This window comes from Xylanibacter ruminicola 23, from assembly GCF_000025925.1.
Taxonomy (GTDB): domain Bacteria; phylum Bacteroidota; class Bacteroidia; order Bacteroidales; family Bacteroidaceae; genus Prevotella; species Prevotella ruminicola.
Window position 1 is genome coordinate 2,007,700 of sequence record NC_014033.1, and the last position, 13,764, is coordinate 2,021,463.

Here is a 13,764-nt window from a genome sequence, read left to right on the forward strand (position 1 = left end):
GTTCCTCCTTACTTTTGATATGAATACTTTTCCATCAACTTGAGCGTGCGCAGAATCTCGGCCACGTTCATAGCAAACGACATGGCACCACGACCATGGAATGGCGGGTTACCGTCGAAAAGTTCAGAGATGGTACCAATGGCATGATAGTCCATTTCGTCTTCATAGCCCACCATCTGTCGCTCCACAAAGCTCAGGCGTGAGCGCTTGTACAGCTTCAGACAGGCCTCCATATAGAAACCACCCAGCCAAGGCCATGCGGTACCCTGATGGTAAGCATAGTCGCGCTGGGTCTGCGGACCCACATAGATAGGATTATAACCACCACTCTTTGGTGAGAGCGAACGCAATCCCTTTGGTGTCAGCAGCTCGCGGGTACAGATATCCACCACGCTCTTCATCTGCTGCTGGTTCAGTGGCGAGTAGTCGAGGGCTACAGCGAAAATCATATTCGGACGTACGCTCCAGTCCATCATCGTGCCATCCACATAGTCCAGCAGATAGCCGTACTCGTTTACAAAGGTTTCTACGAACGAATCCTTCACCTTGGCAGCCAGTGCTTCAACCTTCTCGGCACCCTTTGCATCACCCTTCTCGCTAGCCATCAGGGCGCAGAATTTCAGGGCGTTATACCACAGGGCGTTAAACTCTACAATGTAGCCTGAACGTGGCACCACGGGCTTACCGTTGGCAGTAGAGTTCATCCACGTTACAGCCTTATCCTTTCCGTTCGAGTAGAGCAAGCCGTTGTCATCCAGTCGCAAGTTAGGATGCTTACCGTCCAGAATGTACTTGATAATCTGGTGCAACAGTTTACCATACATTTCGAAGCACTTGTCGCGCCCCACCTCCTTGGCGTACTGCTGCATGGCCCATACCGCCCACAGTGGCACATCGGGTTGCTCCATCTCGTATATCTTACCACTCAGTGGTTTCTCCTCCATAAAGGCTCGCAGGTCGCGCTCGGCCGTCATCATCACCTTCTCAAAATAGTCAATCTCGCCGATAGCGAGGGTGAGTCCTGGCAGAGCGATAAATGTATCGCGGGCACGGCACTTAAACCAGGGATAACCAGCCAGCAGATAGCGGTCGTGGTTCTTCTCCTTGCGGTGGAACTGGTGTGCAGCTGTTACCAAGCAGTGGTAGAAGTTATCGCGAGGCACACGATCGTTCACCTCGTCGTCGAACAGTTTCTTCATAGCCGTTGGCTTGATAGCCGAGGTAGAGGCTGCAAAGATAATGCTCTCACCCTTCTTGATAGGCAGCTCGAAATAACCAGGCACGTAAAGGTCCTCGTTCGAAGCGTAGCCACGCTCCTGCTCCTTCGGATACTCTATGCCACGATACCAGTCGGGCTGGAAGATAAACTCGTTTTTCTTCGAGAACTGCATGTACAGGTCGGGATAGCCGGCATACATACAGGTCTTAATTCCATTTTCAACTTCGCTGTACTCTCTGCTGGCAGTAGCGTTCTCGTGTGTAAACTGTCGCACGCTGCGGAAAGCAAGGAATGGACGGAAACGTAGTGTAGTAGCTGAGTGTGCATCCACCAAAGTGTAACGAATTAAGATGCGATCCTCATAGTGTTGGAAGATAACTTCCTTTTGCAAAATTACTCCGCCAACGCGATAGGTAGTAGTAGGTACCTTTGTAGCGTCGAACTCGCGGATGTATTTGTGTCCATTAGGACTAAAATTGTTGCCCTGATACTTGTGCAGGCCGAGGTTAAACTCGGCGCCATGCTGGATAACCGTGCAGTCGAGCGACGAAAGCAACACGTGGTTTTCGTCATCCAACTCAGGCACGGGCACTACCAGCAATCCGTGGTACTTTCGCGTATTACAGTCCACCAGTGTAGAGCTGCTATAGGCGCCCGAACGATTGGTTCGGAGGAACTCACGGACCAGACTTTCCTGCAGGTTAGTCATCACGGCCTTTTCTAAACGTAGGTAGCTCATAGTTCCTGTCTAAAGGTATTTATTAGTGAATATTCAAGTTTGATTTTCCAAAGGTAGGCATTTTTATGCAGAGTTCAAAGAAATCAAAATGATATTTAACATTTATTTATGTTTAAAGAAAAAAGGTGCACAATCGTTGCGCACCCTTATTCTTATTCTGGTATCAAGAAATTTACAACTTCTTGTTCAACCGTGATCCTGTACGAACCCACAGGCGTTTTCATCATGCGCCCATCAATGCCCACGATGGCTTTCTTGGCGTACTCCACCTCAATCTCCTTGGTGCGGTAGGGGTGTACGCTACGATGGTTCAGGAATCGGCCTGCCACCAACAGCCACAAACCCTCAATCAGCTGCACCACCTCGGGGTGGTAAACCATGCTCACATCCAGCATGCCGTTATAGGGCACTGCATTAGGTGTTTGACCGTAGCCAGGACCCGATCCTATGCACACCGTCATCACCTTGCGCTCTATCACCTCGCTGTTAATCTTCAGCTTCATCTTATACTCCATACGATGGAACAGCATCACAAACAAACTTACCAGGAACGATAAGGTTTGCGATCCGAACAAACGACGTGTCTGCCGACGCAGATTCATGATGTCGGCAGTAAGTCCGATGTTAATACAATTCAAGAAATAACGGTGACATTTGTCGCCTTTCTTGTTGGTATAGCGAATGCAGCCCAGGTCGATCTTGCGCACACGACGCTTAATCAGCCAATCGATGGTTTGCTCTATCTTATCATCGTCGAAATCCCAGAACTTGGCAAAGTCGTTCAGCACGCCATTGGGTATCACGCCCAAAGCAATCTCGTCGCGTACGGATTTCTCTTCCATCATCAGACAGTTCACGGCATCGTTCAGGGCCGAGTCGCCACCCACGATTACAATGGTTTTGTAGCCGTTCTGTATCATCATTTTCACTAATCGTTCCACGCTGTCGGCTGTCTCGCTCTGTACAAAGTCGTACTGCACCTGACGCTCGTCCAGCACCTTCTGTATCTTCTCCCAACGCTTATGCGAGTTAAAGACACCTGTTTTGGGGCAATAAAGTATAGCCCATCTTGTAGTTTCTACTGCCATCGGAATATATTAAACATTAAATATTAAACATTAAACATTAAACATTAAACATTAAACATTAAGCTTTAGGATTTCTTCTATTTTCTGATCCATGGGGAGGGTGGCATCAATCCAGTGGATGGTAAAGCCACGACGCTCCATGCCGCGGAACCACGTCATCTGTCGCTTGGCAAACTGATGAATGGCTATCTCGAGCTTGCTGAACATCTCATCGTATGTGAGCTGTCCTATAATATATTCTGTCAAGAATTTATACTCCAATCCGTAGTAAATCAAATCCTCGGGTGCAATGCCTTCGTCGAGCAAACGGCGCACTTCGTCGACCATTCCATTTTCCAAACGGGCCTTCAATCGGCGGGTAATCTTTTCACGGCGCAACTCTCTGTCGATATCGATACCGATGATGAGCGAATCCACAGGTGGCAGCTCTCTACGGGGCACTGGGTTCTCGAGATTATACGTCTCAATCTCGATGGCACGGATGGCACGCTGACACGAATCCACATCTGTCTTGTTATGCATGTTCGAGCCCGTTCTGGCCTTCAGCTCCTGCAGCATCTGTGTAAGCTCAGGCAGCGTTTTGCCCTCCAGACTGTCGCGCAGCGCCTGGTTCTGGGGCACAGGCGATAGTTTGTAGCCCTTCAGCACAGCCTCGATATAAAGGCCCGTGCCACCACACAGCACGGGCGTTTTGCCCCTACCCTGTATGTCCTGGTAGGCATCGTAAAAGTCCTGTTGGTATTGAAACAAATTGTATTTGGTACCTGGTTCGCATATATCGATGAGGTGGTAAGGCACCTCGCCGTAGTCGGCGAGGTCCTTACCAGTACCGATATCCATGCGACGATATACCTGGCGCGAATCGGCCGAGATAATCTCACCCCCGATCTTGGCTGCCAGGTGGGCCGCCACGGGTGTTTTACCCGAGGCGGTTGGTCCCAATATCGTTATCATTCTATTCATTAGCACATTATTATATATTCGATTTAGAAGCGAAGCCGGCCTTCAGATCATCGGCTGTCAACTCCGTCAGCTGTTCCTTGTTCAGGTTGCTCATACCGCCCAAACGGTTGGCCTGGGCCTGTATGCTCTTCTCAAACACGTTGCGAGCATAACGGGCATTACCAAAGTTGCGGTCCTTATGGGCCACAGCATACTCAAAGCGTTCCTTCAGATACTGCTCAGCATCGGCCGAGAGGGTGTACTGGTTCTTCTTCATGTACATCTTGAATATCTGAGCCAGCTCGCCACCCGTGTAGTCGGGGAAGTCGATGTAGCGATTAAAGCGCGACTGCAATCCAGGGTTCGAGTCGATAAAACGCTGCATCTCGTTCTTGTAACCAGCCACGATCACCACCAATCTGTCGCGATAGTCCTCCATACGCTTCAGGATGGTAGATATAGCCTCCTGTCCGTAGTCGTTACCGTTGCCCTGTTCAGGTACCAGCGAGTAGGCCTCGTCGATAAACAGCACACCATCCAGCGCCTTCATAATCACGCTGTCGGTCTTGGGTCCTGTCTGTCCCACGTACTGGGCACACAGGCCTGCACGGTCGGTCTCAACGGTATGTCCACGCTTCAGCACACCCAGGTCCTTGTAGATACGACCCACGATACGTGCCACGGTGGTTTTACCCGTACCAGGCGATCCGTAGAACACCAGATGGTAGCTCACCTTAGCCGTTTTCAGTCCCTTTGCCTCGCGCTGCTTTTGCAGCTTCACAAAGTTGGCCAGCGATCGCACCTCGTCCTTCACACTTCCCAAGCCTATCAGCTCGTCAAGCTCCTGATAGGGGTCGCCCTCCAGGGGTTCGTTCACGATCACGCTGTCACGTTTCTCTACCTGTTCCGTCTGGGCTGTCTGGTTCTCATCCTTGTTCTCCTCTTCCTCATCGGGCACGAAAATGCAGATGAGGGCTACCACTACGAAACAGATGATGCTAACACAGCCACACCCTTTCAGGAACTTATTGGCAAACTCTTTAAAATCCATATATTACTTGGTTGCAGCCTTAGCGGCCAATTCCTTTAACTTGTCCTTACCCTTAAAGGCGAATACCCATACCAGGAAACCTGCGATAACCAGCAAGGTAATGCCCAACAGCGGACGGTAGAACAGCCATGCCAGGGCAATCACTATCAGGCTCCACACTACACCCAGGATGGTGCATACCAATCCAACACCCCAGCCGAAAATGCCAGCGATGAATGGTACCACCTTCAGGATAGTCTCCAGGAATCCGAAGATGCCCTTCAATCCGCCAATCACCATCAGGATACCCACAATGCGCAGGGCCCACTTAATAAAGTTGTTACCCTCTTGCTCGGCCTCAATAATCTCGTCGCCACTCTTCTTACCCATCACCAGCGTCTGGAATCGCTTGCCGTTCTTGGCCTTAAAGGGCTTAAAGGTGTCGCCATCTACCACGGCCATCACCGTTACCTTGGCAGGCACCACTTTCTCGAAGGTTACACGCACATCACCCACCTCAGGACTTCCAGGCACACGTCCAAAGTACAGCACGTTGCCAGCCTGGTGTACATACGCCAGATCCTTCTTATTCTGAGCAGCCTCCATGGCTTTGTTAATCGAGTCGTTCACAGCCTGTATCGAGTCCAACTGAGCCTTTACCGAATCAGGCAGCAGGGCCTTGATCGAATCGGGGATGGCAGCTGGTTGCTGGGCCTCAGGTGCAGGCTGATTGTTATTCTTTGGGGCACCGTAGAATCGCTCGTAAGCGGTCTGGGTGTTCTTATCGAATTGCTTCAGCAGATCCTCGGCAATGGCCAGGTCGAGTGCCTCACGCGAAGAAATGGCGTGAATCAGACTCTCGTTCAGCTTATAGGCACCCCACTCTACGTTCTCGGCATACTGCTGGTCATTCTCAACAGTTGTCAGCACCATGTTCTTTTTCTGGTAAGCGGAATCCTTAAACTCAGCACTCTCAACGGGGCGGCTCACCCACTCTTTGGTATAGGTATAGGTGGTAGTAGTTACCTCTTTGCCACCCAACTTGTCTTCGCTCTTTTCCTTAGCATGCTCTACCCACTGGTAGTACTCCACGGTGCGTCGCATGGCAATGGCTGTGGCACCTACGCCAAAATCCTTGTCAATCAGCGAATCCTGCGTGGTGGCCAGTGCCGTACCACAAATCAGTTCGCCCTCCAGCTGGGCATCCTTCTTGGCGGGGTTAGGCATCTCTACATAGGCGCTCCCTGCCTCTTCCAGCATCTTTTCGGTCTTCACTGCACGTCCTTCGTTCCACCAAAGTAATGCAGTACCCAAGCAGAACAGCACAATGCCGCTGCCTATAGCCTTAAACGAATTTCCTACGCGGGTTCCATATCCCGTTGTTCTTACTTCTTGATAAGCCATAATAATAAATAATAGGTTATTGGTATAATGTTTAATGTATAATGTTTAATGTCTAAAAATTCTCCTACTGCCCTGATAGCTCACGTGGCCCTGGTGCTCCAGATAGTCCATCACCAGCTGGGCTGTAATCTTACCGATACCCTTACCTGGGTCCTTACGGTTAGTAGTGCTGATGGCCACCGTATAGCTGTTGGTAATCACCTTGTAGGTCTTTTTCAGGTTCAGCTTCTTACCGTCCTCACCATACAGCACCACCTTTGTCAGGGCCTTGGTAGCAGGGTCAACGGTGTAATCCACCTTCATGCCACCTACATAGGGGAATCCCTGGTTATCGTTGTCGTAGCACTTCTTCATCATGTCAATCAGCTCCTTACCTGTCAGCTGCAGTTCGATAGCCTCGTTCTGGAATGGGTCCAGTCTCAGGGCATCGGCCACGGTAAAGCCACCCACAGGCTTTGTCTCGTAGCGCACACCACCCGGATTCTGGAAACTCAGGTCGGCATGACCCTCCTGTACGTAGGCATCGCACATCATGTTACCCAACTCCTCGTAGCACTCAAATGGTGTGTCCACCTGTGCCAGCACACGATAGAAGGCAGGGTTCTGCGAGAAATAATCCACCAAGGCTCTTACCACCTTATTCTCGTTCTTACCACCGCGAATGGCGATGTTTTCGGCCTGGCGATCCACCACCTTACCATCCTCAAGTGTCAGTGTGGTATGGGTAACACAAGCCAGTCGGTTCTTGTTCTGGGTGATAAACAGGCCATTGTGCATCTCACCACCCTTCAGCTGGGTGTGACTGTGTCCACCTACGATGATATCCACCCAAGGCAGATCCTTCGACACCTTTACATCGCTCTCAAAGCCCAGGTGCGAGAGGAACAGCACCACATCGCACTCCTTGCGCAGAAACTGGTACTGCTGCAATGTCTCCAGAGGGTCGGTAAACTTGATATCAACCGTATTTTTAGGGTGACTCTCGGGGATACCCATCGCACCCAGTGCCACAGCACCTACGATACCCACCTTAATACCGCCGCAATCAAACACCTGGTAAGGCTTTACGTGCATGTTCCACTTGGCATCGGGCTGCACATTGGCACACAGCGTGGGGAAAGCCGACATGCTAACCAGCTTAGCCAAACCCTCCTGTCCGGAGTCGAACTCGTGGTTACCCAGTGTGGTAGCATTAAAACCAATGATATTCATCAGTGCCACCATCGGATAGGCTGGTATCTCGTACATATCGTTCAGGGGTTCGCCCGAACGGTTATCGCCGGCACTCAGCACCAGCAAGTTGGGATACAAGGCACGCAGCGAGTCGGCCACAAAACCCACTCGTGGCATGCACTCTATAGCCGCATGCATATCGTTAGCACTCAGTATGTGTAGCTCTTTCTTTCCGCCGGCCTGAACACACAGTCCTGCCAGCAGCATCATCGATGCCAATACATATTTCTTTTTAAACATAATGTTTAATCTTTTAATCGTTTCTTTAGTACGCTTGCCTAAGCAAGAATGTTTCATGTTTAATCTTTAAACTTCAGTCTGATTTGTGTAAATGCACTCGCGGGCGCATCAAGGTCAATCTCATGTCCCCACACGTCAGTTACTTCCAACTGTTCCAAAAACTTTAAGCTCATCCGCCGTCTGGTCAGATAAGAAATCAATGCGTGGCGTATCTCTGCGCCTTCAAACAACTCGATGGTTGTACGATTCACTTTCAGTTTCATTTCGTTATACGTTCCTTAATGTTTTAATCTTTCAAGCTCAAAGCTTAATGTTTAATGCTTAATCTTTAATGTATCATCGTACGCCGCCTCCTCCGCCGCCGCCCGAGAAGCCGCCTCCGCCGCCTCCCCACGACGAGTGTCCGCCACCACCGCTTGCACGGTGTTCGCGTGCTGCCTTGGCAGCCACGGCACTCGATGTACTACGCTGCAGGGTACTGTAAATCAGTGGCAGCGTCATGTTGTCGGCCATGGTACTGGCCACACGGTCCATATCAAAGTAGGCAGGGTTCACCTGCTTCATTTCCTTAATCACCTTATCGGCTATACCAAACAGCGTGGCATATATCATATAATCCTTCCACAGCTTTACTTCCTTCAGTTCGCGCTCATCCAACAGTGTAAATTCTTTCAGGAATTTTCGCAATCCAAACACCTCATTCACACCCTTATCGTATGGAGGATACTTCGACAGATCCTTCTTGGCGTGCAAGGTAGTGATAAACTGGTCGATAGCACTCTGATGGGTTCTGCTCTTCATATACGATTTCAGCTCCCATGGCTCCAATATTCTGTCGCTGCCTGCCGCATCCTTAAACATCTTGTACAGCTGGCGCATCAGCACAGGCTGCTTGTCAATATCCTTGTAGTCGTGCATCACAAAGTTGGGTTCCATCTTACCCTTCGAGTTAGGTTTTGTCTCAATGGTGATAACGCCCATGCTGATCAATTTCAGGATACAAGCCGACATCAGATTATTATAATCGCTGTTAAAATATTTATAGGCATTTAGTATCTTGTTAGCCTCCTGCAGATTGCCGTTCACTGGCACATCACGATACCACATCAGCCCTTTGTTCAGTTGGCGCTTGGCCCGCCATACACGGTACATCTGCCACACGGCGCCACCAATAACCAACAGGGCTGCTCCGCCGTAAAACAGGATGAACAGCACCCACTCAAAGGGACTCATATCATCCTCGTCGTCCTCATCGTACACGTAGTCGCTGCCCTCAAAGGCCTCGTCCTTCTTGTTCTCAAAGGTGTCGTTCTCCCATACGGTAGGCTCAAACATGCTCTTGGGGAATTTCACCATCAGGTACAATCCAGCCTCGTCGCTCATGGGCTTGGTGGTCTCTGCCATCACAAAGCCGTCCTGCATCCATATCTCACCCTCGAACCTAAAGCCCCACACGCCGCACGAATCCTCGTTAATCACCATCGTACTGTCGGCAGTAGTAATGGCCACGCGGGCATGCTCAGGTTTAGGCGACACAGCGGTATCCAGGAACACGTGGCGGATGGCACACGCATCGGGATAGCCGCGCACCAGTCCAGTCATCACATAGGTGGTGGTGTACGTACGCTCGCCCTCGGCACCCAGGCCCCAGCACAACTCAAAGCCGCGCTTGGTGGTAACAATACCGCATTTGTACTGTTTCCAACTGCGCGTCTGGTTCACGTCCCAATCCGTATATACATATCGGGCGCCCGTTTCGTCGGTCACTGTCAGGTTCTTTACAATGCTTGGCCCCATGTTAGCCAAGCCGATATAGCACTCTGTACCCTCGCTATCAATGGTCATCTGTCGTGTTTCAGTAATCAGGGCGTCGCCATTTTTATAAAGCACCACCCGTATGTCCAGGTCGTGTAACTGCGGACGGGCCAATACCTGTATTACCCCAAGCAGCAAAAGTACGATTGTCAATTTCGCTTTCATTACAAGGTGCAAATTTAAAAAATAGTGCCGAAAGTAGCACCTTTCGACACTAATATTTAACGTTTCTTCCTTTAAACTATGTTAATTGGCTTTAATAAAACATATTTTTATGTATCTTTGCAGGCAAAAATCATACAATCATGGATATTAAAGAATTACTGAACCAGACCGACCATTTTGCAGCCAACACAGGTTGTAGGATAGTAGAGGTAGACGATCAGCATGCTGTAGCCGAGATGACCGTAAACTCCATGCACCTGAATGGCGGCCATGTTTGCCAGGGTGGTGCTTTGTTCACCTTAGCCGACCTTGCCATCGCCGCCTTGATGAACCAGCACGGCGAGCTTACCTTCGGCATCTCCAACAACATCATGTTCGTGGCCAGTGCCTTGGAGGGCGACCATCTTAGGGCCGAAGCCACCTTCGTAGCCGATCACCATAAGATCCCCTCTGTTCAGGTTAGCGTCACCAATCAGGAGGGCAAACTCATCTGTCACGTCACCGGCATGGGCTACCGCAAATCCAAGCCGCTTCCCCCAAAATAAATCATACATAAAACTAATAAAAATGAAAGCAATCATTCTCCTAACAGCATTAACATTATCCATCACCACCTCGGCACAGGATAAAGAGCGCGATGCCATCGTTCAGCACTACATGAGTCTTTCTGCCCAGCTGAAAGCAAGCACGCAGTCAACCATCAAGTCCGATGGTTCGTTCTACTATCCCCATGCAGGCGATAAGTTCCCAACTTTCTCTGATAAAGACATCGATGGCAACACCTGGAACTCCGATAGCATCCGTGGTCGTGTAGCCGTATTTAATCTATGGTATTCCGGCTGTAGACCATGCCTTGCTGAGATGCCGATTCTTTCAGAATGGAAGCAGCAGCTACCCGAAGTGTTGTATTTTTCAGCAACATTCCACGATGCTGCCACCACCAAACGAATCACCGACAACCGTCAGTTCAACTGGATCCATCTTGTTGAAGACAAGACCATGATGCCATGGATTGGTTCATTAGGATTTCCACTCACCATCGTAGTCGACAAGCAGGGCATCGTACGTTACGCCGTTCACGGCACATCAGAGCAAAAGCGCGCCGAAATCCTCGACGCCATCAAGTCCGCACTCAAATGACACTCTCCACAATGGTACATTAGTTCATTAGTTCATTTCCAATTCTAAGAGACAAAAGCAGGAGGGCGAGAGAGGGTAACGGGAGGTGGAGACTATATTTATTCTATATTATATATTAAATTTATATATATTATAATATATATAAATTATATAAAGCAATAAGAGCCCACGGATGCGCTACTAAATTTTACAAAATGAACTAATGAACTAATGTACCATTCCAGCCCGCCAGCAGGGCATTTTATGTAGTACGGCAGAATCTGGTGGATAGTTTACGAGTTTTCTGTAAATCCTGCCGAACTTTCTCTTAGATAGTAAAGTGGTATTTTTAAGATAGTATATATAAGGCTCCTTACAATCAAGATTATTTCTTTACATTTTAACACTTCAGAAAAACTCAAGGAATAACTTTAAAAAGTTTTGGTGCGCATCGATTTTATTTGTACCTTTGCAGTGCAATTAGGAAATAATGCAACGTCAAAAAGAAACAAAGTGCACACGTGGATTGAGACACACAAGAGATTAAGTAACATTAGTATTAACCATTAAAATTAAAAAGTATTAGAGTATGGCAAAGATTTTTTATGAGTTGCGACAGAAAAAGAACAACAAGTCGCAGTATTTTGGCAAGTGGTTCGCCCACAGTAAGAGTATTGAAACCCTGAACACCCGCAAGCTGGCAAAGCACATCAGTGAGCACGGTAGTGTTTATACGCAGGATGTAGTATTTGGTGTGCTGTAGAAGTTCCGTAGCTGTCTGGTGGAGATGCTGCTGGAGAGCAAGCGAGTAAACATCTCGAGTCATGAGTTCCTGAAGAAGGCCGAGTTTGTGATTTCCTTAGGGTTTTCCCTATCCACAAAGGATTTTTACTATATTTTTTAAATAGGCCGTTTTTTGTGATTCTAGTCAACAATATCAGCCTAATTCGGTATTTTCTGCAAAACTTTTGCTTGGTTTAAAGTTTTCGCCTTACCTTTGCAGTGCATTTAGAATCAAAACAGGCGGTCCTTTGGGAGACCAAATGTATATGTTTAATATTAAAAAGAAAAGAAAATGAAAAAGATTTTTATGACACTCGCAGCAGTGTGTGTAGCTGCAACAATGAATGCACAGGTTTACGTAGGTGGTGGTCTTGGTCTGGCTTCTACATCTCAGGATGGCGATACCAACACTAAGCTCAAGCTCATGCCTGAGATTGGTTACAACATCAACGATAGCTGGGCTATTGGTGTAGCTTTCGGATATGCCGAGAACGAGCAGAAGGTAAAAGCTGGCAATCTCACTGTATCAGCCAAGGACAAGGTATTCCAGATTAATCCTTACGCCCGTTACACCTTTGCTAAGTTTGATAAGGTAAACCTGTTCCTGGATGGTGGTTTAGATTATATCCACGAGGATCCCGCTGTAGGTAACAAGGTAAACACCTTCGGTCTGGGCATCAAGCCAGGTATTGCAGTTAACCTCAACGATAAGCTCAGCTTTGTAGCTCACGCTGGTTTCCTGGGCTGGCAGAGCGAGAAGGAGGATGTAGATGGCGCCAAGGCTGCTAACACCTTTGGTTTCGACCTCGATGGATCTAACCTAAGCTTCGGTGTTTACTACAACTTCTAATAGTAAAACCTTAGTTTATATAAATCAAAAAAAGATGGCTGCATCATTCCGGTGCAGCCATCATTGTTTGTGTATTTAGAAGTTCTTGCGGACGCCTTGCCACTCGGGGAATTTGAGCTTGAGGTACTCATCGTCGAGGAAGAGGGCCGACTGTCCTACCTGGCCTTTGAGCTGCCAGTCGAGCCATTTTACAACGGCCTTGGCATAGTTGCCACCGTGAGCCTCGTAATAGGTACCACTGTGGCCATCCTTTGAGTTGAGCATCACTACAGGAATATCGTCGGCAATACGCTCGTAATCCTTCTGGGCGTTGGCATAAGCGATATCGGCTGGACCACCAATCATATAGAACATAGGGGTGTGCAGATTCTTAAGGCACTCTTTGGTGGCGCCCATCATCTCCATATCGCCAATACCGGTGTTGAGCATCACGCAGGTGCGGATACGGGGATCGTAGGCGATGGCAAGCACCTGGGCACCACCACACGACTGACCCATGGCGGCTACACGCTGCAGATCCAAGCAGTGGTAATACTCGGAACCAGCGGCGGCATTCTGCTCGGTGAGCCAATCGAGCACCTCGAGCAGCATCTTAGGATAGGTACTGAACTGAGGAGCAGCGGGCTGCTTAGCGGTTTTCTTAGCCTTCTTGGTGGCCTGGGCCATCATCTTGGCCTGCTCTTCCTGCTGGGCCTTGATCTCCTCAGGTGTAAGGGGCTGAATCTTCTCGCCATTGGCCATCACAACCTCGGCCTTGGTGGCAGGATAGGCCGACTTGAGCACACCACGCCACTGAGCCATGACATCGGCCTCGTCGTAAGGACCGATAGCAGCAGCTACGTAACCATACGAGGCTACCTCGCTGAGCAGCAGGCGCATCTCTACATTATTATTAAAGCAGGCGCCGTTGGCATAAACGATAACGGGCAGGGCGCCTTTCTGGGCCACCACCTGCTGCAGGTTCTGAGGGCGATAAACGGTGAAGCCTGGGCAAGAGGCATCGCCTACCACCTCGGACTTAAAGGGGCCTGTACCACCCTCTTCTACAATCTGTTTCTGAACTGTCTGGGCATTAACCAGCCCGGTACTTGCTGCGAACAGCATAGCTGATAATAGTAACTTTTTCATTTTTACGTT

General features: G+C 49.1%; 13 protein-coding genes. 4 read left to right on the forward strand and 9 right to left on the reverse strand.

The window, feature by feature from the left end; all coding sequences use genetic code 11:
- Positions 1-8: 8 nt before the first annotated feature.
- From PRU_RS08595 to PRU_RS08630, 8 genes are all read right to left on the reverse strand, one after another.
- Positions 9-1,958, reverse strand: coding sequence for a glycogen debranching enzyme N-terminal domain-containing protein (locus tag PRU_RS08595; protein WP_041385992.1), 1,950 nt, complete (start codon positions 1,956-1,958; stop codon positions 9-11).
- Positions 1,959-2,110: 152 nt separating this feature from the next.
- Positions 2,111-3,046, reverse strand: coding sequence for a diacylglycerol/lipid kinase family protein (locus PRU_RS08600; protein ID WP_013063356.1), 936 nt, complete (start codon positions 3,044-3,046; stop codon positions 2,111-2,113).
- Between the two features lie 51 nt (positions 3,047-3,097).
- A complete protein-coding gene (gene miaA, locus PRU_RS08605; protein ID WP_041385993.1) occupies positions 3,098-4,000 on the reverse strand; it encodes a tRNA (adenosine(37)-N6)-dimethylallyltransferase MiaA in 903 nt (300 codons plus the stop codon).
- A gap of 19 nt (positions 4,001-4,019) precedes the next feature.
- A complete protein-coding gene (locus tag PRU_RS08610) occupies positions 4,020-5,039 on the reverse strand; it encodes an AAA family ATPase (protein ID WP_013064924.1) in 1,020 nt (339 codons plus the stop codon).
- 3 nt (positions 5,040-5,042) lie between these two features.
- Positions 5,043-6,422, reverse strand: coding sequence for a TMEM43 family protein (locus PRU_RS08615; protein ID WP_013063094.1), 1,380 nt, complete (start codon positions 6,420-6,422; stop codon positions 5,043-5,045).
- A 45-nt stretch (positions 6,423-6,467) separates the two neighbouring features.
- Complete coding sequence (locus tag PRU_RS08620; RefSeq protein ID WP_074683798.1) at positions 6,468-7,895, reverse strand: bifunctional metallophosphatase/5'-nucleotidase; 1,428 nt, start codon at positions 7,893-7,895, stop codon at positions 6,468-6,470.
- Positions 7,896-7,954: 59 nt separating this feature from the next.
- On the reverse strand, positions 7,955-8,158 hold the full coding sequence (locus PRU_RS08625; RefSeq protein ID WP_033149785.1) for a hypothetical protein: 204 nt from the start codon (positions 8,156-8,158) through the stop codon (positions 7,955-7,957).
- Between the two features lie 73 nt (positions 8,159-8,231).
- Entirely contained in the window at positions 8,232-9,875 is a 1,644-nt protein-coding gene (locus tag PRU_RS08630; RefSeq protein WP_013063941.1) for a DUF2207 family protein, read from the reverse strand.
- A gap of 140 nt (positions 9,876-10,015) precedes the next feature.
- On the opposite strand from PRU_RS08630, the gene PRU_RS08635 reads away from it, so the two are divergent.
- The 4 genes from PRU_RS08635 (at position 10,016) to PRU_RS08650 (ending at position 12,627) form a co-directional block, all read left to right on the forward strand.
- Positions 10,016-10,420 (forward strand): PaaI family thioesterase, encoded by a 405-nt coding sequence (locus PRU_RS08635; RefSeq protein ID WP_013065102.1) that lies wholly within the window; start codon positions 10,016-10,018, stop codon positions 10,418-10,420.
- A 22-nt stretch (positions 10,421-10,442) separates the two neighbouring features.
- The gene (locus PRU_RS15340; protein ID WP_013063132.1) at positions 10,443-11,015 is read left to right on the forward strand and encodes a TlpA family protein disulfide reductase; all 573 of its coding nucleotides are present in this window, start codon (positions 10,443-10,445) and stop codon (positions 11,013-11,015) included.
- 568 nt (positions 11,016-11,583) lie between these two features.
- Positions 11,584-11,757: a hypothetical protein gene (locus PRU_RS15705; RefSeq protein ID WP_013063786.1), complete on the forward strand. Its 174-nt coding sequence runs from the start codon at positions 11,584-11,586 to the stop codon at positions 11,755-11,757.
- Positions 11,758-12,069: 312 nt separating this feature from the next.
- Positions 12,070-12,627: an outer membrane beta-barrel protein gene (locus PRU_RS08650; protein ID WP_013064568.1), complete on the forward strand. Its 558-nt coding sequence runs from the start codon at positions 12,070-12,072 to the stop codon at positions 12,625-12,627.
- A 75-nt stretch (positions 12,628-12,702) separates the two neighbouring features.
- Here the strand turns inward: PRU_RS08650 and PRU_RS15345 are convergent, their stop codons facing one another.
- The gene (locus PRU_RS15345) at positions 12,703-13,755 is read right to left on the reverse strand and encodes an alpha/beta hydrolase (protein ID WP_049769120.1); all 1,053 of its coding nucleotides are present in this window, start codon (positions 13,753-13,755) and stop codon (positions 12,703-12,705) included.
- Positions 13,756-13,764 lie beyond the last annotated feature (9 nt).

What these genes read in the sequence shown, in the direction of transcription:
- PRU_RS08595 (WP_041385992.1), bottom strand. Translation starts at nt 1,958, where the DNA reads ATGAGCTACCTACGTTTAGAAAAGGCCGTGATGACTAACCTGCAGGAA.
- PRU_RS08600 (WP_013063356.1), bottom strand. Translation starts at nt 3,046, where the DNA reads ATGGCAGTAGAAACTACAAGATGGGCTATACTTTATTGCCCCAAAACA.
- miaA (WP_041385993.1), bottom strand. Translation starts at nt 4,000, where the DNA reads ATGATAACGATATTGGGACCAACCGCCTCGGGTAAAACACCCGTGGCG.
- PRU_RS08610 (WP_013064924.1), bottom strand. Translation starts at nt 5,039, where the DNA reads ATGGATTTTAAAGAGTTTGCCAATAAGTTCCTGAAAGGGTGTGGCTGT.
- PRU_RS08615 (WP_013063094.1), bottom strand. Translation starts at nt 6,422, where the DNA reads ATGGCTTATCAAGAAGTAAGAACAACGGGATATGGAACCCGCGTAGGA.
- PRU_RS08620 (WP_074683798.1), bottom strand. Translation starts at nt 7,895, where the DNA reads ATGTTTAAAAAGAAATATGTATTGGCATCGATGATGCTGCTGGCAGGA.
- PRU_RS08625 (WP_033149785.1), bottom strand. Translation starts at nt 8,158, where the DNA reads ATGAAACTGAAAGTGAATCGTACAACCATCGAGTTGTTTGAAGGCGCA.
- PRU_RS08630 (WP_013063941.1), bottom strand. Translation starts at nt 9,875, where the DNA reads ATGAAAGCGAAATTGACAATCGTACTTTTGCTGCTTGGGGTAATACAG.
- PRU_RS08635 (WP_013065102.1), top strand. Translation starts at nt 10,016, where the DNA reads ATGGATATTAAAGAATTACTGAACCAGACCGACCATTTTGCAGCCAAC.
- PRU_RS15340 (WP_013063132.1), top strand. Translation starts at nt 10,443, where the DNA reads ATGAAAGCAATCATTCTCCTAACAGCATTAACATTATCCATCACCACC.
- PRU_RS15705 (WP_013063786.1), top strand. Translation starts at nt 11,584, where the DNA reads ATGGCAAAGATTTTTTATGAGTTGCGACAGAAAAAGAACAACAAGTCG.
- PRU_RS08650 (WP_013064568.1), top strand. Translation starts at nt 12,070, where the DNA reads ATGAAAAAGATTTTTATGACACTCGCAGCAGTGTGTGTAGCTGCAACA.
- PRU_RS15345 (WP_049769120.1), bottom strand. Translation starts at nt 13,755, where the DNA reads ATGAAAAAGTTACTATTATCAGCTATGCTGTTCGCAGCAAGTACCGGG.